Below are 18530 nucleotides of genomic sequence, written 5' to 3' on the forward strand. Positions count from 1 at the left end.
CTCAGCAATTGAATACCGGTGCGTAGCGCTCTTCACGTTTCTTGAAGTGGATAGGCGCCATCGGCACTTTTTCACCGTTCACGAAAATATCCGGAAAGGTGACGGTGAAGTCGTCCATATCACCTTTCCCTAAAGGCGTTCCCTTGAAGCCGGAGTGAAAGATTTTCCTCGGATCAAAACCAGTTTTCAGTTGTTCAACGCTGACCTGATAGGACTGGCCTGTAACCAGTTGCACGGTGACCATCGGCGATGCGGCGCTCACCCAAAGGTCGGGCGGGGTCTCTTTGAAGGCCGCTCTGCGTTGTTCCGGAGTGTGCAGGTCACGCAGGTAAGGCGGCTTGTAGAGGCGGCCAAACAAGCGAAGCTCAGTTTCGGTTGATCGGATATTTCCCGGCAGGCTGGATGTCCCCGGCGGCGCTGCATAAACCAAAACATGAACCCAGTCGAGTTCTTCAGAAAGCGGCGCATAGCTCATCGCAGTTTTCGGCCCAGGACATGTGCGTTCGAGAAGGGCGTTTTGGCCCACCGCTGATTCGGGATGGAGATAGGGGCCTGTACTGCACCCCGTCAGCAGTAATAACAGTGCCCACAATGTGTGTTTTCTCATAGGGTCAACTCCATTTGCTAAGCGATAAAACACGCATTTAAGCACTTCTAACCATAAGCCTTGGCATCCGCTAGGGCTTTTTTTTGGGCGCGATTCCGGATGGATAGCGCCGCATCGGGCCGGATGGCCCACCAGATGGGCGGATGCCCGGAGACGAACCGATGAAACTGAAACTCGACGAACAAGGCCATGTGGTTGTGCAGGATGGCAAGCCGGTCTACACGCATGACGATGGGAAGGACGTAGCGTTTGACGCGCCGTCGGCCGTATCCAAAATCACCGCGCTGAACGCCGAAGCCAAAGGGCATCGCGAAGCCAAAGAAACCGCCGAGGCTCGCGCCAAGGCATTCGAAGGCATCGAAGACCCGGAAAAAGCCCGCGCGGCACTGGCAACTGTCGCCAACCTCGACGCCGGGCAGTTGGTCCAGGCCGGAAAGGTGGATGAGATCAAGCAAGCTGCCATCGCGGCCACCGAGGAGAAGTTCAAGGCCCAGGTGTCCACGCTCACCGAGCAGATCAAGACCGTCACCACGGAGCGCGACACCACCACCGGCATTCTCTACCAGGAGAAGATCGGCGGCGCCTTCGGCCGTTCCAAGTTCGTCACCGACAAAATCGCTGTTCCGCCCGACATGCTGCAAAACACCTTCGGCAAGGCTTTCAAGGTCGAGGAAGGCAAGGTCGTGGCTTATGGCGACGATGGCAACAAGATCTACAGCCGCGCCCGCCCTGGTGAGCTGGCTGACTTCGACGAGGCGCTGGAAGCTCTGGTCGAGCGCTACCCGTACCGCGACAACATTCTCAAGGGCACCGGCGCCAGTGGTGGCGGCTCTCCGAACAATGGCGGCAAGGGTGGCGATAAGAAGACCCTTCCGCGAGCCGCATTTGATGCGCTTGATCCAGCCGCCAAGGCTGATCATGCACGCAATGGCGGCTTGGTAACTGACTGACCAACGCCGCCGGGGTTTGCCCGGCAAGTAATCAATGCCCGCCACTGAGCGGGCTTTTTTGTGGAGAAAGCCAAAATGGCGAACACCCTTAACGGCCTGGTGCCGGCTCTGTACGAAGCGCTTGATGTTATCTCTCGCGAGATGACGGGCTTCATCCCGGCGGTATCCCGCGACTCGTCCGTTGCCCGTGCGGCAATCGGCCAGGACGTGCTGGTGCCCATCACCAGCGAAGTGGCTGCGGCTGACAACGTTCCGGGCGTTACCGCTCCGGACTCGGGCGACACCATCGTCGATAACGTCGCGGTGGCCATCACCAAGAGCAAGCACGTTCCGGTTCGCTGGAATGGTGAGCAGACCAAGGGCCTGCAAAACGCCGGTACCTTCTCGTCCATCCAGGCGGATCGCTTCTACCAGGCGATGCGCACCCTGGTGAACGAGGTGGAGAAGGATCTGTGGTTGGAGGCTTACCGCAATGCCTCCCGCGCCTACGGCACCGTTGGCACCACGCCATTCGGCACTGCGGCTGACCTGTCCGACTTCGCTGGCGTGCTGGGCATCCTGGAGCAGAACGGTGCTCCAACTAACGACCTGCAGCTGGTCCTGGGTCACTCCGCTATCGGCAACATGCGTGGCAAGCAGTCCGGCCTGTTCAAGGTCAACGAAGCAGGCTCCAGCGACATGCTGCGCAACGGCATGACCGACCGCATCATGAATATGGCGATTCGTCACTCCCACCAGGTGGGCCGACACGTCAAAGGCACCGGTGCGGCGTACGTCACCAACGGCTCCACCGCGATCGGCGCGACCAACATCGCTCTGGCGACCGGTACCGGTACTGTTCTGGCTGGCGACATCGCGACCTTCGCGGCTGACGGTGACAACAAGTACGTTGTTGGCGCTGGTGTTGCGGCCCCGGGCACCATCACGCTGAACAAGCCCGGCTCGCAGATCGTCATCCCGACCGGTAACGCCTTGACCCTGGGCAACTCGTACACAGCGAACGTGGCGTTTGCCCGCTCGGCGATCGTACTGGCAACTCGTGCCCCCGCGATGCCTGAGGGTGGTGACTCGGCGGACGACGTGATCACCATCACCGACCCGCTGACCGGTCTGTCGTTCGAGATAGCGGTCTACCGCCAGTTCCTGCAAACGGCCTACCACGTGCGTCTGGCCTGGGGCTGCCGCGCGATCAAGGATGAGCACATCAGCCTGCTGCTCGGCTAACTCAACCACAACGACAACCAGGGGCTTCGGCCCCTGCGTTGTTTCTGGAGAATGACAATGGCTGGACTGACGAAAGAACAGAAGGCGGCAAAGGTGCTGCTGGCTAAGGCGATCGAGCTTAGTGGTTTGAGCGCGGAAGCTTTCGAGGCTCTGGGTGAGCAGGAGCGTGCCGACTGGAGCAAAAGCGCACAGGATGCGATTGATTTGACTGCGGCAGATGCTCAGCGCCTTGCGGATGAGGCTGCGGCTGCCAAATCTCAAAGCAAGCCTGTCGCGGAAGACGACGAACCGGATTACACCGGCCTGGTGAAGGTTGAACAGGGCGGTGAGGAATTGCATGTTCATCCTTCCTGCCTAGATGACCACAAGCGTCTCGGCTGGAAAGAGGTCTGATATGGCTCTGGTGATCGAGAACGGCAAGGTGGTGCCAGGCGCCGATAGCTTCGCAACGGCCGCCGAACTGGTCACCTACGCCACGAACTTCGGCAAGGTCATTCCAACCGACGAGGTCGCGCAGGAATCCCTGCTGCGCCGCGCGGCCCTGCAAATGGACGCGATGCCATGGAAGGGCAGGGCTGTGAATCGCGATCAGGCGCTGGCCTGGCCTAGAGCTGAGGTTAAGCGTCAGGGCTGGGTGTTGCGGCTCGACGAAATCCCGCCACAGATCAAGGCTGGCCAGATGGCCTTGGCCGCCGAGATCCATGCGGATGACCTGATCGCGCCTGAAACCAAAACGGGAGCAGTCGTTTCCGAAACTGTTGGGCCGATCAGCACCACGTTTGCAGTTGCCACCAAGTCGGTGAGCAAGCCAGCAGCAACTCGGCAGTCGTATGCCCAGTTCTCCGGCCTGCTGGAATCCTCAAGTCAGGTCAACCTGGTACGAAGCTGATGGCAGATATCTATGATCGTGCAAAGGCGAGCGCTGCACGGATGCTGGCGCCGCGCTCGAGAGGCGGCAAGGGGTTGGAGCTATCCCTAGTTCGGGTCACTACCGGTGATTACGACCCTGAGATTGGCGGCAGTCCTGTCACCATGGAGCAATTCGACGGCTCAGGGCTTCGCCAAAACTATCGCCAGCAAGATATCGACGGCTCGCTGATCAAGCAGGGTGACGTCAAGATCCTCATCTCTCCAGTGCTGCTGGATGGCGCAGACACGCCCCAACCGGTGACGCTGGACAAGATCGCCTTCGACGGTGACACCTACACGGTCCAGCACGTCGATCCTTGGGACTATGCTGGCATCGCTGTCGGCTTCAGCGTGCAGGCCAGAAAATGAGCTTTAGCATCGATGTTCGGGAGTTCGTCGAGAAGACCAAAAGTGATCTTGAGGAAGTGGTCAAGAAGACCGCCATCGATCTTCTGACCTCCGTTGTCGATCGGTCACCAGTTGGTAACTCAGAGCTTTGGGCGGTCAATGCCACTGCAGTTCAGTACAACGATGAAGTTAAAAGGCTGAATACGGCGCTACGTAACGATCCTGCGAATCTCACCAAAAATGGCCGCCTAAAGCCTGGGCGCTTGATCAAAGATGGTATGGACCTTGTTGCAGGTAAGGAATATGTAGGAGGTCGCTTTAGGGGTAACTGGCAGGTCTCTTTTGATACCGCAATCACCAGTAGCATCGACCGCATTGATCCAAAGAGCAGCGCGACAAGGGATGCGGGCGCAGCTCTTATCCAGACGTTTACGATTGGCAAAGGGGCGATCTGGATCACGAACAATCTCCCGTACGGCCCTCGGCTTGAGTACGAAGGCTGGTCCAGCCAGGCGCCCGCCGGAATGGTGCAGATCACCGTGACCGAGTTTCAGATGTACATCAACAAAGCCGTCTCGGAGCTTTCAACATGAGCGACCGGATTATCCGAAGTCTGTTCGAAGCGCGTTTGAAGGCCTGGGTCGACACCCGTGTGCCTAAGCTGGTGATCGCATATGAAGGCGTGACATTCACGCCACCGGCCGGCGGGGCAACTTACCTGAGGGCATACCTGATGCCTGGGAGTACCGATAGCGAGGACCTGGCAGGCAAGCACGTCTCTTATCGGGGTGTATTTCAGGTCAGCGTAGTTACCGCGTCGGGTTCGGGCACTGGTGCCGCCGGCGCGATTGCCGAAGAGATCGCACAGCTGTACCCGAACAACCTGCCGATGAAAAAAGCGGACTTCACGGTTTACGTCCGCTCGCCCATGGCCACTGCCGCATCCATCCAGGGCGAGACTACGAGTACTTTGCCTCTGTCGTTTCAGTACCGAGCCGATACGTTCTAATCCGCCCGTTGGGCAACCCCCGAAACCCGCATCTGTGCGGGTTTTGTCATTTCTGAAAAGAGGAAACACCCATGGCCGGCATCCAAATGCCCAACGGCGCCACCTTCGAGATTGCAGCCACCTACGGCCCCTCGATTCCATTCACTGCTTTGACGAACGCCAATCCAGCCGTCGCTACCGCGGCAGCGCATGGCCTGGCCGAGGGTGATGTTATCGCCGTCAACTCTGGCTGGACTCGCCTTGAAGGGCGAGGCGTTCGTGTCGGCGAGATCGCCAGCGGCACTTTCGCGTTGGAAAACGTGAATACCGTCAACGTCCAGCAGTATCCAGCCGGCTCGGGCATTGGCTCGGTACGTGAGGTGACGGGGTTCACTGAGATTTCGCAGATCACCGAGCTGAACTCCAGCGGCGGCGATCAGCAGTTTTTGACCTTTGGTTTCCTGGCCGACGACGATGATCGTCAGATGCCGACCACCAAAAATCCGATCACGCTGACCATCACCGTCGCCGATGATCCTTCCAAGCCCTATGTGGAGGTTTGCGAGGCCGCCGACGACGACAAGCAAGCGCGCCTGCTCCGGCTCAACCTTCCTGGCGGCAGCAGCATCATCTACAACGGCTACGTGTCGATCACGTCGACGCCGACCATGTCCCGCAACAATCTGATGACCCGCGTTATCAGTCTGGCGCTGACCGGCCGCCCAACCCGCTACGCGGCAGCAGTGGTGTAACCCATGGCCAAGTTCAAGCTGATCCAAAAGCCGACCTTCAAGGCGCCGGTGATGATCCAGCGCGCGGGCTACAACGCTGAAAAGGTTGAGTTTGAGTTCAAGTATCTGGACCGCACCGCGCTTGCCGAGCTGTATACCGGCTGGAACGAGCGGCACGACGAGCTGAGCAAGCTGGTCGGGGACATGGACCTCAAGGCTTTCACCGCTGCCCAGATCGCCCTGCAAGCAGACCAGCTGCTGGATGTAGTGGTGGGCTGGGATATCGAAGAGGAATTCACGCCTGAAAACGTGCGCATCCTCGTTAACTCGATCAACTCGGCGCCCAAGGCAGTGCTGAACGCGTACGCCGAGGCCTTCAGCGAAGCCCGCTTGGGAAACTCCTAAGCGCCTCACGCGCACTGTATGAGCCAGGGCCGTCGGATGCAGATCTGATGGCCTTCGGTTTATCGCGCCAGGACATCCCCGACAGGGAAGTCGGCATCTGGCCGGACAACTGGGAGGCCTTCAAAGTCTTCGAGGCCATGAGCACCCAGTGGCGCATAGGCGCGTGCGGCGCAACAGGCATGGACTACAGCGTTCTATCCGGTGTGATTCGGATGTGCGGCGTACCGATCAGCCAGCGACAAACCATTTTCAGCGACTTCCGGCGGATGGAGGCTGAAGCCCTGCAGGTGATGGCGGAACAGCGGGAGAGTGCGAGAGGCGCCTGATCCTCAGGCACAAAAATGTACCGAAGTTATAAAACGGGAAACGAGGAGAAATACATGAGCATGTGTATTGCTAGTGCGGCAAAGGGTGAAAATGGCCAGCCACTATGGGTGCTGTACAAAGATGGCCGCCTGTATCTTTCTGCTGCCACAGTCAGTAAGGCGGCCATCACCAAGGCTCAGATCAAGACTTAGACTCTTTCACTTTTTTCGCAAATTCTTGGGAGGAAAGAGTGGTTGGTAGTGGTCGACCAGGCAAGGCTTTTTGGTAGATTTCATAGACAATGTTATCTCCGCTACCTTGCTCGCGAGAGGCGATTACAGCCGCGCCCAAGTAGGCCTCGAGCATTTTCGAGTCAAGTTGAGCGGCAAAGTGGCTGAGCGCTAGAAGGGTGTTGTTAATTTGGTTTAACGCAGCATCCAGCGGGTTCATTTCAGGTGTACTCACATCGACCTCCAGGTCATAAACGCGCCGATATTGGCGCTATCCCAGTCCTTGGGCTCGCAGGCGTAGGACTGGGGAATCCTTGCGTATGGCAGGAGGCTACTACCGCGCGGCGCCTGGCCGCCACTGGCATTCCATACACACTGGATGCCTGGCCAGGTACGCGGTACAGTCGGCACTTTCAGGACGAGGAATGATCATGCGGATTTTGATAGCGGCGGTGGCGGTGGCGATGCTGGCGGGGTGTGCGACTTCACCAGTGCCGTCCGACAAGGCGCGTCCAGCGCCGTCCGAACGGGTAAGCGGCTACCAAAAGCCAGTACCTGGCGGCAGTTCGCTAATTGTCACGCGGGACACTGGGTTTACCGGCGGCGGCTGCTTTGCGACCGTCTTTTTAAACGGTGCACCCGTGGCGAAGCTGGATACTGGAGAAAAGGCAGTATTCCAAGTTCCGCCAGGCGAATGGTTGCTCGGTGCGGCGCTGGACGGATCGGCACTCTGCGCGGCCAATCCTGAGAGAATGGAGACGTCAGTAGTCCTGAAACCAGGTCAGCAGAAGAAATTCAGAGTTTTCCTTCCTGCCGGCGGCGGATCTCTGGCTGTTCAACCAAGCAGTTTCTAAGCGAGTCATAGAGGTGAGATATCAAGTTGCTCGGAGTGGATCGGGCGCTCCCTGCGGAAAGTGGTAGATTGCTTTCCTTGTTCAAGGAGATGGGTCGATGCCTAGTGAATCGGGAGTGATCGGCGCTGCAATGTTGTTTTTTATTGGCGCAGTGCTTTATTTCTTGCCAACTATTAATGGCAAAAGCAGAAAGCATCCAAATACGGATTCCATATTTCTTCTCAACTTATTTTTGGGGTGGACCCTCATAGGATGGGTGGCGGCGCTGGTTTGGTCAGCATCTGCCATAAGCAAGCCTGTGGAAGCAAAGAGCAGCACCACCGCCCCAGAAATCGACAGATACGAAGCCCTTGAAAAGCTTGTGTCCATGAAGGAGCGCGGATTTATCTCGGAAGATGAGTTCCAAGCCGAAAAAGCAAGACTGCTTCGAAGCTGAACATCAATAAAATCACTACCCGCTCCGGCGGGTTTTTTTATGCCCGGAGAAAAATAATGAGCACCAACTTCGCCTCCCTGGGCATTGCCGTTGAGTCCTCGCAAGCGGCAAAGGCCGCTGACGACCTGGATAAGTTGGTCGACTCAGCAGAAGGTGCGCAGAAGGCGATCGACGACCTAGGCAAGACTGGTGAAGGCTTGGCCAGCACGGGCAAGAAGATCACTCAGGCAGAAAATGAGGTAGCCCAGGGCGTCGAGAAGTCCACTGCCGCGATAGATCGCAGATCCGGTGCAAGCCGCAAAGCGACTGAAAGCGCCGCCGCAGAGATCACCGTTATCAGCCAGCTAGACAAGGCGATGACGGGCAATATCGACAGCATTGAATCTTTGGTGCGGGCAGAAGGCCTTTTGGAGCGCGCTCGCAAGGGCGGCTTGGTCACTATCGAAGACCAGGCAAAGTATCAAGATCAGCTGGGTAAGGCCTACGACAAAATCGAGAAGGCCGAAGCCAAGGAGTTGGCACAGAAGCAGAAGCTGATCGATGCCGAAAACCGCCAGATTGAGGCGATGAAACGCACTGTAAACGGGATTGACCCAGTGACCGCCAAACTGGCGAAGTTGGAGGCCCAAGAGAAAGCGCTTAACGACCTGCACAAAGCGGGTCAGGTAGATGCAGAGCGCTACCAAGAGGCCCTAGCCAAGATCGGTAAGGACCGTGCCGGGCTTACCGCCACGGAGACCGCGTTCGATAAATTGAAGCTCGGCACTCGCCAAGCCCAAGAGAACGTAATGCAGCTTGCCAACGCCCTGCAATCGGGCGATCTGGGTAGCGGCGCGCGAGCCATTGCACAATTGGGTGCTGGTGCCGGCGAATCAGCGCGAAGTCTGGCGGGGATGATAATTCCAGCCGGACTACTGGTGGCCGTTCTTGGGTCGCTTGGCTACGCCTATTTTGATGCAATGAAGCAGGCTCGCGAGTTCAATGCCGCTATCAATGGCGGCACCAACGGCGCCGGCCAGACAATCGCCAGCTTGAAGGATATGGCCGACGGCGCCGGGCGAATCACTGGAAATCTATCCGGCGCGCGTGAAGCGGTTGTTTCGCTTGCTTCGGGGGCCGCCACAAGCGGCACGCAGATGCGCAACTTGGCGGAGGCTGCGGCAGCGATCAGCGAGATCACGGGGCAGGGCGCTGGAGAACTCGCAAAGTCATTCGCCACTGCCGGTGATACAGCTACGGAGGCTGCGGGCAAGATCAGCAGCCAGTATGGATTGCTCACTCTAGATCAGTACCAGGTGATCAAGGGGATTGATGATCAAGGCGATCATCAGCGCGCACTTGATGTGCTGAGTGGGAATTTGAACGAGGCGGCGCTAGAGCGCCTCAAGGCCTATCGCGGGTCTCTATCCGATATTGAGCGAGATTGGGATGACATTGGAAACGCGACAAAACGAGCATATTCCTACATCCGTTCGGAAGCATTTCCAGACCTCGCAAAGCAGATAGAGCTAACCCAGCGCGTACTGGATACTCGCAAGGCGGGCGGGTTTTCGGGGGCTATATCTGCGGGCCTGGGCAAGGCAAGCACAGCATTTGACTCGATTCTAGGACTAGATGACACCGACTCCACTGAAGCGCTTGAGAAGAAACTCGCAAGCCTGAAGGCCAGGCAGGCAGCCAGCGCCAATCTGGCAATCATCACGGGCGAGAACACCGACGCAAACCAGAAAGCTATTAAGGTCCAAAAAGAACTGGATGCGCAGCTCGATGAGATTAACCCTCTAAGCAAGCGCACAGCAGAGCTGGACAAGCTCAACGATAAATTCAGAACGCTTTACGAGAATGCTGAGAGGACCGGCCAAAAGTCTAAGCTTCTGGACGGCGTCGATTTCGACGGTAAAAAATTCTCAGGAGGTGCCTACGATACCTTGCTGAAAGGGCTCAACGACAAAAACAAAGACCCGAAAGCCGCCGGCTCTCAAGTCGACCTGACCAGCTTCAACAACGCCAAAAACAACCTGTCCGACATTGTCACGGACTACCGGAACGCGCAGAAGGAACTGGAGGCGCAGCAGAAGGCCGGCGTGGTTTCGCTGTCGGACTATGCCAAGCAACGGTCGGCCCTGATCAATCAGGAAAAGGATGATGTGACGGCCGCATACCAGGCCGAAGTTGATGCGCTGGAAGCGGCCAAGGCCAAGAAAGGCACAACGGCGGCTCAAAGCATCCAGCTTGATCAGAAGATCGCCGATGCAAGGCAGGGGATGGTCAAAGCTCAGAAGGATGCCGACAGCCAGCTGACGGTCATAGCTACAAGCGAGAAGGGCCGACTGGAGCAGTTGACGGCCGCCTCGGAGGCGTACGTTAACCAGTTGGAACGCCAGCGAGCCGCACTGGAAGCCGCTGGCTCCCGCGCAGCAAACGGGCTGGGTTTGGGCGACCGGCAAGCAACACTGCAAGCGAGCCTCGACGCAACCGCGGACAAGTTCAACGACGAGCGAGCCAAGCTTCTGGATCGCCGCAAGACAGCGCCTGACAAGTACAGCCAGGAAGACTACATGCGCGACCTGGCCAGCCTGGAGGATGCGGAAAGGAAGTACCGCGCCACAGTGGTCGACAACTACGACCAGATGTCGGAGGCCCAAGGCAACTGGCGTAGCGGAGCCTCTTCAGCCTTCCAGAACTACCTGCAGTCTGCCAACGATGTGGCTGGCCAGACCAAGAGCCTTTTCACGAATGCCTTTTCCGGAATGGAGGACGCGGTCGCGAATTTTGCCGTCACTGGCAAGCTTTCGTTTTCGGACTTCACCAAGTCGATCATCGCCGACATGGCGCGTATCGCTACTCGGCAGGCGGCGTCCGGCTTGCTGTCGAGCCTGGCGGGTACTGCCATCGGCGCCTGGTTTGGCGGCGGTGCGGCGGCGGGGGCAGGAGCTGGCAGCTTCGGCTCCAGCATCGGTAGCGCTCTCGTTGAAGGGCGAGCATCTGGCGGCCCGGTCGATCCAAATACCCTGTACGAGGTAAACGAAAAAGGGCCAGAGCTGTTCAGTCAGGGTGGCCGCTCTTTCTTGATGACCGGTGCGCAGGGCGGCAGCGTCACGCCATTAATGACGGGCGGCAGTTCGATTATGGCGGCGTCAGGCGGTGGCGGGAGTGGCAACACCTACAGCTTCCCCGTCTCGGTTTCCGTGCAAACAGGAGGTGACGGAGGCAATGCGACTCAGGAAGACACCTCGCAGGCCGGAAGGAATATCCAGCAGGTCACCAAGACCGAAGCCGAGGCTGCCATCGCACGCGGTGTTCAGCCTGGTGGGGCTATCTGGCGAGCTATCAACGGGAGGTAACCATGGCGATTGAAACATTCACCTGGCCCACCCAGCACGGGGAGGCACCCGATATCACTTATCGGGTGCGCACTTCGCAGTTCGGGGACGGCTACAAGCAAGAGGTCGGCGACGGGATCAACAACAAAGTCGATTCCTACCCGGTCACCCACACGGGCAACACGGCGAGAGCGCTGGAAATTATGGCGTTCTTCGACCGTCACAAGGGCGCCAAGGCTTTCTTGTGGGCCACGCCACTGGGCCAGCTCGGCCTGTTCACCTGCAAGAACCCAACCCCGACCCCCATGGGCGGGGGCGTATTCAAAGTGACGGCGACATTTGAGCGCGCCTTCCACCCGTAAAGGTCAATTCATGTCGCTGATCAATGCTATCCAGACTCTTGAGCCTGGCAATGAAGTCATGCTGTTCGAATTGGACGGCAGCGATTACGGCGCTGACATCCTGCGCTTCCATGGGTATGCGATCCCGCACACGCCTGCGGAACTGCTGGCCGCCGGACCCAATGCCGACCAACTACCAGCGAAGTCCATTTGGTGGCAAGGCGAAGAATACGGCGCATGGCCTATGAATTATGAAGGAAGTGAAGCAAACGGAGACGGCACAGCGGTACGACCGAAGCTATCGGTAGGCAACGTCAATGGTCGAATAAGCGCGCTCTGCCTGGTTTTCGAGGATCTACTGGAGTTCAAACTGACCATCCGCCACACGCTTTCACGCTTTTTGGATGCGCAGAATTTCGAAGAGGGAAACCCAGAGGCTGATCCGACCCAGGAATCTATTGAAGTTTGGTATATCGATCAGAAGGTGGATGAGGATGAGTCGGTCAGTTGGGAGCTTGCCAGTCCGGGCGATGTCGGCGGCGAGACGATCGGCAGGCAGATGACCACTCTGTGCCACTGGTGCCTGACGGGGGGTTACAGAGGCCCCAACTGTGGATACACCGGCCCCTACGTCACGAAGGACGGGGTGGTTACCGATGATCCTGAATTGGACGTGTGCGACGCCACCCTGGGCAAGGGCTGCATCCCGCGTTTTGGCGAGGGTAACCCTTACCCATTCGGGGGTTTCCCCGCTGTGTCACTCATTGCCCGGAGCTGAATAATGCGCAAACACATCATTGCGGCCATCCAGGCTCATGCGGCGGCCGAATATCCGAAGGAGTGTTGTGGGCTTTTGTTGGCCGTGGGCCGGGCCCAGAAGTACTTCCCGTGCCGGAACATAGCAACCGAGCCAAACGAAGAGTTCCGGCTTGAGCCAGAGGACTACGCCGCGGCGGAAGACCAGGGTCAGGTGATCGGCATCGTTCACTCCCACCCGGACGCCACCAGTCGCCCGTCATCGCGTGACCTGGCCATGTGTGAGGCCACGGCTTTGCCCTGGCACATTCTGTCCTGGCCTGAAGGAGACCTCAGGACGATCACGCCGTCAGGCACCGTGCCCCTGCTCAAGCGACCGTTTGTTCATGGTGTGTGGGACTGTTGGGCTGTATGCGAAGAGTGGTACCAGCGCGAGTGGGGCCTTAAGTTTGAGAACTTCAAGAGGGCTGATGGCTGGTGGGAGAGCGCAGACAGCACCAGCCTTTATGAAGCGAACTACGCCGCCGCGGGCTTTGAGCAAGTCGACAGCCCGCGGCGCGGCGACATGATCGTGATGGAGGTTGGCCGCACCGCTCACCCGAACCATGCCGGGATATACCTGGGCACTGATCCGGCGCTACCAGGCGAAGATTCAGGCGTGTTCGGCGCCGGGCCCTTCGTTCTGCATCATCTGTATGGTCGGCCGTCCGAGGTGATCGTATACGGCGGCCCCTGGCTGCAGCGCACCCGTATAATTCTTCGACACAAGGAGGCCCGATGAGCGCCATCGCTTATTCGCCGATGACCACCATCAAGCTGTCCGGCTCGCTGGCCCAGAAGTTCGGCAGGCTGCATCGGCGCCAGGTCGCATCGGGCGACACATGGGAAGTTTTCCGGGCGTTGAAGGCCACCATTGAAGGATTCGAGGCCGAGATCCGCCGTCTTGATCGCCTGGGCCTTCGCTTTGCCATCTTCCGCAACCGTAAAAACATCGGGGCGGAATCGTTTGGCATGGGCGGCGCCAGGGAGATCAGGATTGTTCCGGTGATCGAGGGTAGTAAGCGCGGCGGCATTTTGCAGATCGTGCTGGGCGTGGTGCTGATCGCGGCGAGCTACTTCGGCGCACCGACGGCGCCCGCAGGTATCGCGCTGCTAGCCGGCGGAGTTATCCAGATGCTCAGCCCGCAGGCTGCCGGCCTTAAGCAGAGCGCCTCACCGGAAAACATGCCCAGCTACGCATTCGGCAGCGCCAAGAACACCACGGCCAGCGGCAACCCCGTCCCCATCTGCATCGGCGAGCGCCGATGGGGCGGGGCGATCATATCGGCATCGGTCTACGCCGAAGACAAGACATAACCACGACGCATCGATCAGGCCGCCCAAGAGGCGGTTTTTTATTGCCTGGAGGAAAGCATGGGCGCAGCACAGAAGCTGGATATTCACGGTGCCAAAGGTGGCGAGAGCAAGCCCAAGTCTCCAGTAGAGGCGCCCGACAGCCTGCGTTCCACCAACGTGGCCAAGATTCTGATCGCCGTTGGCGAGGGTGAATTCGACGGCACACCAACCGCGCGCGATATCTTCCTCGACAACACCCCGATCCAAGATGCCAGCGGCAATTTCAACTTCACCAACGTCAAGTGGGAATGGCGCCCAGGCTCTGTTGAGCAGACCTATATCCCAGGTATTCCGTCTGTCGACAATGAGACCTCGCTGAACATCGAGCTGCGCAGCGGCGCACCATGGGTCCAGTCGCTGACCAACCTTCAACTTTCAGCGGCACGCATACGCCTGGCCTCGCCGCGCCTGGCGAGCCAGGACGCAGAAGGAAACATCAACGGCTACCGTATTGAGTATGCGGTCGATGTGGCTACCGATGGTGGTGCATATCAGCAGGTTCTCCTGGGCGCCATGGATGGAAAGACCACCACCCGGTACGAGCGGTCTCTGCGTATTGATCTGCCACCGGCTACCAGCGGCTGGCTGATCCGCGTTCGACGCCTCACGCCAAACTCCCAGAACACCGACAAAGTCGCGGACACCTTGTTCATCGCCGGCTACACCCAGGTGATCGACGCAAAGCTGCGCTATCCGAACACTGCATTGCTGTTCGTTGAATTCGACGCCGAGCAGTTCACCAACATCCCGGCCGTGACCGTGAAGTGCAAGGCCCGTCGCTGGCAGGTTCCGAGCAACTACGACCCAGTGGCCCGCACGTACACCGGCGCCTGGGATGGCACCATGAAGGAGGCCTGGACCAATAACCCGGCCTGGATTACTTACGGAATCTGCACTCAGGACCGTTTCGGCCTCGGCCGCCGTATCAAGCCGTGGATGGTTGATAAGTGGGAGCTTTACCGAATCGCGCAGTATTGCGATCAGTTGGTATCGAACGGCGCCGACGGCGTTGAGCCGCGCTTCCTGTGTGACATGAACCTGCAGGGCAAGGCCGACGCCTGGTCCCTGCTGCGTGACATCGCTGGCATTTACCGCGGCATGACCTACTGGGCCCAGGGCCAGTTGGTCATGCAGGCTGATATGCCTCGTTCACAGGACATCGACTACGTCTTCACTCGCTCCAACGTCATCGACGGGAAAATATCCTACGGCAGCGCATCGGCGAAGACCCGCTTTACTCGCTGCCTGGTCAGCTATGACAACCCGCTGAACAACTACGACACCGACGTCACGGTCTATTCCGACTTGCCGATCCAGCGCCGCCTGGGTGACAAGCCGACTGAGATCAGTGCCATTGGCTGCACCCGGGCATCGGAAGCTCAGCGCCGGGCAAAATGGCTGGTCCTGAGCAACAACCAGGACCGTACGATCAGCTTCAGGACGGGCATGGAAGGTCGTATCCCGCTGCCAGGGTTCATCATCCCCGTCGCGGATTCGCTGCTGGCTGGTCGGGAGATCGGTGGGCGCATTGCGGCAGCGGCGGGGAAGGTCATCAAGCTGGACCGGGACACCATGGCCAAGCCCGGCGACCTGCTGGTGATCAACCTCCCTGGCGGGCGGGCAGAAGGCCGCACCGTGGAAAGCGTGAACGGCCGGAATGTAACCGTGACCGTTGCATACAGCGAGGCGCCGGCGGCCCAGCTTCAGTGGGCAATCGACGCTGATGACCTTGCGATCCCTCTATATAGAGTGATGAGGACCGCACGGACGCCAGAGGGCGATTACGACATCAGCGCCTTGCAGTACGAGCCAGGCAAGTTCGCCAGCATCGACACCGGCGCGCGCTTGGAGGAGCGCCCGATCAGCGTCATCCCCATTACTGTCGTTCCGGCGCCCGCCAGCGTCACCATCACTTCGAACGTATCGATCGACCAGGGCATTGCTATCAGTACCATGAACATCTCATGGCCCGCTGTTGCTGGCGCCGTCGCCTATGACGTGGAGTGGCGCAAGGACAGCGGCAACTGGATCAAGGTGCAGCGTACTGGCTCAACGAGCGTCGACGTCACTGGCATCTACTCGGGCGCTTACCTGGCCCGTGTGCGTTCGGTAAGCGCGTTCGAAATTTCGTCGATCTGGAAAAGCTCCAACCTGACCAACCTGGAAGGCAAGACAGGTCTGCCGCCGGCGGTGTCGTTCCTGACCACCACCAGCGAGCTGTTCGGCATCGGCATCAAGTGGGGCTTCCCTGCTGGCGCCGAGGACACCCAGCGCACCGAGCTTTGGTACGGTCCGGCGAACAACCTGCAAGCCGCGACGAAGCTTGCCGACCTGGCATATCCGCAGGCCGACTACCGTATGCAGTCACTGCTGGCGGGTGCAACGCTGTTCTTCTGGGCGCGCCTGGTGGATCGAACCGGCAACATCGGGGCGTTCTATCCGGTGGTGAATGGGGTGATGGGCCAGGCCAGTTCGGATGCTGGGCCGATTCTTGAGCAGATCAAGGGGCAGATCGACGAAACCTCCCTTGGGCAATTGCTGAATGAGCGCATCAACCTTATCGACGGCAACGGCCCTGGCTCGGTCAATGGGCGCATCGAAGCGGCCAAGGATGAGCTGGAAGGTTTGATTGACCAGATCGTCGACGCACTGGAATACGATCCTGCGAAGGCATACGCGCTCAACGAAATAGTCCGCATGGGTCAGCACCTGTATCAGGCGAAAGGCCCGGTACCGGCGAATAATCCTCCACCGAACGCGACCTACTGGACCGATATCGGCACTGTAGCCCAGACAGTGGATGCGTTGGCCACCCAGGTACAGCAAAACAGCGCGACCATTACGCAGCACGGCCAGGACATCACCGCCCAGGCGCAACAGCTCAATGCGGTTAAGGTCACGGTCAACGACCCAGTAACCGGCGTGAACGCCACGGCCAGCGGGTTAAGCACCCTCAAAGCCACGGTTACCACTCTCGACGGCAAGGTCACCACCACGGCGGAGCGGGTAGACGGCATCTACCTCCAGGTAAACCCGCCACTCCAGGGTGATGACACTGCGCTTATTGGGTCAGAGGCCGGCTACGTAGGCGTTTGGTCAACTCAGTCCGCGCTGATCGAGGGTGACTTGGTTCAAGGGCAGAGAACCGACACAGTGGAAGTGAAGGTTGCCAGCAACGCCGCTGCGGTCATAGCCGAGCAAACCGCCCGAATCAATGCCGACGGCGTGTTGTCGTCCAGCATCGAAACGGTCAAGAACTCGGTCAACGGCAACACGCTGGCTATCCAGACCAACACCACGGCAATTCAAACGGTCGATGGCAAGGTCACGGCGAACTGGTCGGTGCGGATTCAGTACGAAACTGCCACTGGCCTCTACAAGTACGCCGGTATCGGGCTTGGGCTGGAGAATGGGCCTGGTGGGTTGCAGTCGCAGTTCATCATCGACGCCGATAGGTTCGCCATTGGCCAGGCCGGATCGGTGCCGTTCGCAGTCCAAGGTGGGCAGACCTTTATCAAGTCCGCATTCATCCAGGACGGCACTATCACCAACGCCAAGATCGGAAACTACATCCAGTCGAATAACTATGACCCAGGCAAGGCTGGCTGGAAGCTGTTCTTCGACGGGACGTTTGAAATCAACGGAGTTGTACCAGGGCAGGGCCGATCAATGATGACAAATCGCTCGTTGCGGTTTTGGGATAATGGTGGCGTCAAGCGCGTTCAAATCGGAGATCTTACTGAATGAGTTCCGGTCTGAGGATATGGTCACCAACTGGTAACCTGGAATTTGACACCACGACATCTACTTACAGGATCGTTTTATCTGTATTGGTTTCATATTCTTCAGGTCCTGGAGGCACTAGGACTTTTTCGGCTCCAGGTTGTACCGCAACCAATGCAATTTGCTTTTTATTGCCAATAAACAATGATAACTCACAGGTTGTGTCGAATAGGCAGCTGGAGTGCGAGATGGGTACGGAGCTTGTGTATGTTAGGAATTTTCTGAAAGACCGGCCGACTGACTCATTCTCTACCGCAACGATGCGATTAATGGTTGCGAGGTTTGGCTAATGAATTATGGCCTGCAAGTAGTAAACGATGTCGGGGCTGTCTCCCTTGATTCTGAGTATTCGAGGCTGTGCGTATTTCACAAAGGCTCCTACACCGCTGGTGTCTCAGTTGTATTCTCTTCAGTTGTTACCACCCAAGAGCCGCCCCTTGTTTTTGTACGCCCGCAGAGCAATGGGTCGCTTATACAGCTTGGCGTTTTGCTAGAGGGGGGCGCAGGTGCTTGGACTGGCTGTTCCGTAACATCAGGGCAAGCACACTCTGGGGCTATATTCATTGGGGCCTTTTCGTCTGTCCCAAGCGCTTCCTATGGTTTGAGGATGTGGGATGCGACGGGCAAGCAAATCTTTGACTCTGGCACTCAAGCGGCAGTATTTACCAGGGCTGTACAAAATTGGACCTACACACACACCACCTACAGTACTCAGGGGCTTCCTACTAATTGGTACTCGGTTCCGATGAGTTATGAGCTTGGCGATTATTTAATGGTGAACAATGCCAGAATGCCAATGATGGGCGGAAATAATGAGTCTCGCGGAACTGGGCTTAGGTATGATTTTGCCGTCTCACTTTTGAGGTTTAGTGTCACAACCGTATCGAATCCAATTTACTTTTTGCTGCCTGCTATGTTTGGAAAAATATCCGCATAAATTTAAT

21 protein-coding genes are annotated in these 18530 nt (G+C 58.2%); 19 read left to right on the plus strand and 2 right to left on the minus strand.

Annotated elements, in window-relative coordinates:
- Position 1 precedes the first annotated feature (1 nt).
- Positions 2 to 607, minus strand: a complete 606-nt coding sequence (locus E4P01_RS18550; protein ID WP_216091642.1) for a hypothetical protein — start codon at positions 605 to 607, stop codon at positions 2 to 4.
- 161 nt (positions 608 to 768) lie between these two features.
- On the opposite strand from E4P01_RS18550, the gene E4P01_RS18555 reads away from it, so the two are divergent.
- The 11 genes from E4P01_RS18555 to E4P01_RS18605 all read left to right on the plus strand — a co-directional run bounded on the left by E4P01_RS18555 (position 769) and on the right by E4P01_RS18605 (position 6680).
- Positions 769 to 1557, plus strand: a complete 789-nt coding sequence (locus E4P01_RS18555; RefSeq protein WP_216091641.1) for a DUF6651 domain-containing protein — start codon at positions 769 to 771, stop codon at positions 1555 to 1557.
- 75 nt (positions 1558 to 1632) lie between these two features.
- On the plus strand, positions 1633 to 2781 hold the full coding sequence (locus E4P01_RS18560) for a P22 phage major capsid protein family protein (RefSeq protein WP_216091640.1): 1149 nt from the start codon (positions 1633 to 1635) through the stop codon (positions 2779 to 2781).
- A gap of 57 nt (positions 2782 to 2838) precedes the next feature.
- Positions 2839 to 3174, plus strand: coding sequence for a hypothetical protein (locus tag E4P01_RS18565; RefSeq protein WP_216091639.1), 336 nt, complete (start codon positions 2839 to 2841; stop codon positions 3172 to 3174).
- A gap of 1 nt (position 3175) precedes the next feature.
- Positions 3176 to 3670, plus strand: a complete 495-nt coding sequence (locus E4P01_RS18570) for a DnaT-like ssDNA-binding protein (protein ID WP_068931889.1) — start codon at positions 3176 to 3178, stop codon at positions 3668 to 3670.
- The gene (locus tag E4P01_RS18575) at positions 3670 to 4059 is read left to right on the plus strand and encodes a hypothetical protein (RefSeq protein WP_216091638.1); all 390 of its coding nucleotides are present in this window, start codon (positions 3670 to 3672) and stop codon (positions 4057 to 4059) included. Before E4P01_RS18570 ends, E4P01_RS18575 begins: the two co-directional genes overlap by 1 nt.
- Positions 4056 to 4631, plus strand: a complete 576-nt coding sequence (locus E4P01_RS18580) for a hypothetical protein (protein ID WP_216091637.1) — start codon at positions 4056 to 4058, stop codon at positions 4629 to 4631. Before E4P01_RS18575 ends, E4P01_RS18580 begins: the two co-directional genes overlap by 4 nt.
- A complete protein-coding gene (locus tag E4P01_RS18585) occupies positions 4628 to 5047 on the plus strand; it encodes a phage tail terminator-like protein (protein ID WP_216091636.1) in 420 nt (139 codons plus the stop codon). Before E4P01_RS18580 ends, E4P01_RS18585 begins: the two co-directional genes overlap by 4 nt.
- 71 nt (positions 5048 to 5118) lie before the next feature.
- Positions 5119 to 5778: a phage tail protein gene (locus E4P01_RS18590; protein ID WP_216091635.1), complete on the plus strand. Its 660-nt coding sequence runs from the start codon at positions 5119 to 5121 to the stop codon at positions 5776 to 5778.
- A 3-nt stretch (positions 5779 to 5781) separates the two neighbouring features.
- The gene (locus E4P01_RS18595; RefSeq protein ID WP_216091634.1) at positions 5782 to 6162 is read left to right on the plus strand and encodes a phage tail assembly chaperone; all 381 of its coding nucleotides are present in this window, start codon (positions 5782 to 5784) and stop codon (positions 6160 to 6162) included.
- A gap of 47 nt (positions 6163 to 6209) precedes the next feature.
- Positions 6210 to 6488: a DUF1799 domain-containing protein gene (locus E4P01_RS18600; protein ID WP_216091633.1), complete on the plus strand. Its 279-nt coding sequence runs from the start codon at positions 6210 to 6212 to the stop codon at positions 6486 to 6488.
- 54 nt (positions 6489 to 6542) lie between these two features.
- Positions 6543 to 6680: a hypothetical protein gene (locus tag E4P01_RS18605; protein ID WP_216091632.1), complete on the plus strand. Its 138-nt coding sequence runs from the start codon at positions 6543 to 6545 to the stop codon at positions 6678 to 6680.
- On the opposite strand, the gene E4P01_RS18610 is transcribed toward E4P01_RS18605, so the two are convergent.
- Positions 6670 to 6933: a hypothetical protein gene (locus E4P01_RS18610; RefSeq protein ID WP_216091631.1), complete on the minus strand. Its 264-nt coding sequence runs from the start codon at positions 6931 to 6933 to the stop codon at positions 6670 to 6672. The two genes, E4P01_RS18605 and E4P01_RS18610, sit on opposite strands and share 11 nt — an antisense overlap.
- 190 nt (positions 6934 to 7123) lie before the next feature.
- Here E4P01_RS18610 and E4P01_RS18615 point away from each other — a divergent pair, with 190 nt between their 5' ends.
- From E4P01_RS18615 to E4P01_RS18650, 8 genes are all read left to right on the plus strand, one after another.
- On the plus strand, positions 7124 to 7552 hold the full coding sequence (locus E4P01_RS18615) for a hypothetical protein (RefSeq protein ID WP_248130104.1): 429 nt from the start codon (positions 7124 to 7126) through the stop codon (positions 7550 to 7552).
- Positions 7553 to 7649: 97 nt separating this feature from the next.
- Positions 7650 to 7988 carry a superinfection immunity protein gene (locus tag E4P01_RS18620; RefSeq protein ID WP_216091630.1) on the plus strand — a complete coding sequence of 113 codons (339 nt, stop codon included), beginning with the start codon at positions 7650 to 7652 and terminating at the stop codon, positions 7986 to 7988.
- 56 nt (positions 7989 to 8044) lie between these two features.
- Complete coding sequence (locus E4P01_RS18625) at positions 8045 to 11332, plus strand: phage tail tape measure protein (RefSeq protein WP_216091629.1); 3288 nt, start codon at positions 8045 to 8047, stop codon at positions 11330 to 11332.
- Between the two features lie 2 nt (positions 11333 to 11334).
- The gene (locus E4P01_RS18630; RefSeq protein WP_216091628.1) at positions 11335 to 11673 is read left to right on the plus strand and encodes a phage tail protein; all 339 of its coding nucleotides are present in this window, start codon (positions 11335 to 11337) and stop codon (positions 11671 to 11673) included.
- A gap of 10 nt (positions 11674 to 11683) precedes the next feature.
- Positions 11684 to 12430 (plus strand): phage minor tail protein L, encoded by a 747-nt coding sequence (locus E4P01_RS18635; protein ID WP_216091627.1) that lies wholly within the window; start codon positions 11684 to 11686, stop codon positions 12428 to 12430.
- A gap of 3 nt (positions 12431 to 12433) precedes the next feature.
- Positions 12434 to 13189, plus strand: coding sequence for a C40 family peptidase (locus E4P01_RS18640; protein ID WP_216091626.1), 756 nt, complete (start codon positions 12434 to 12436; stop codon positions 13187 to 13189).
- Positions 13186 to 13764 carry a tail assembly protein gene (locus E4P01_RS18645; RefSeq protein ID WP_216091625.1) on the plus strand — a complete coding sequence of 193 codons (579 nt, stop codon included), beginning with the start codon at positions 13186 to 13188 and terminating at the stop codon, positions 13762 to 13764. Before E4P01_RS18640 ends, E4P01_RS18645 begins: the two co-directional genes overlap by 4 nt.
- Before the next feature lie 57 nt (positions 13765 to 13821).
- A complete protein-coding gene (locus E4P01_RS18650) occupies positions 13822 to 17550 on the plus strand; it encodes a phage tail protein (RefSeq protein ID WP_216091624.1) in 3729 nt (1242 codons plus the stop codon).
- Positions 17551 to 18530: the final 980 nt, after the last annotated feature.

The sequence above is a fragment of the Pseudomonas sp. NCIMB 10586 genome, assembly GCF_023127895.1.
In the GTDB taxonomy this organism is placed as follows: Bacteria; Pseudomonadota; Gammaproteobacteria; order Pseudomonadales; family Pseudomonadaceae; genus Aquipseudomonas; species Aquipseudomonas synxantha_A.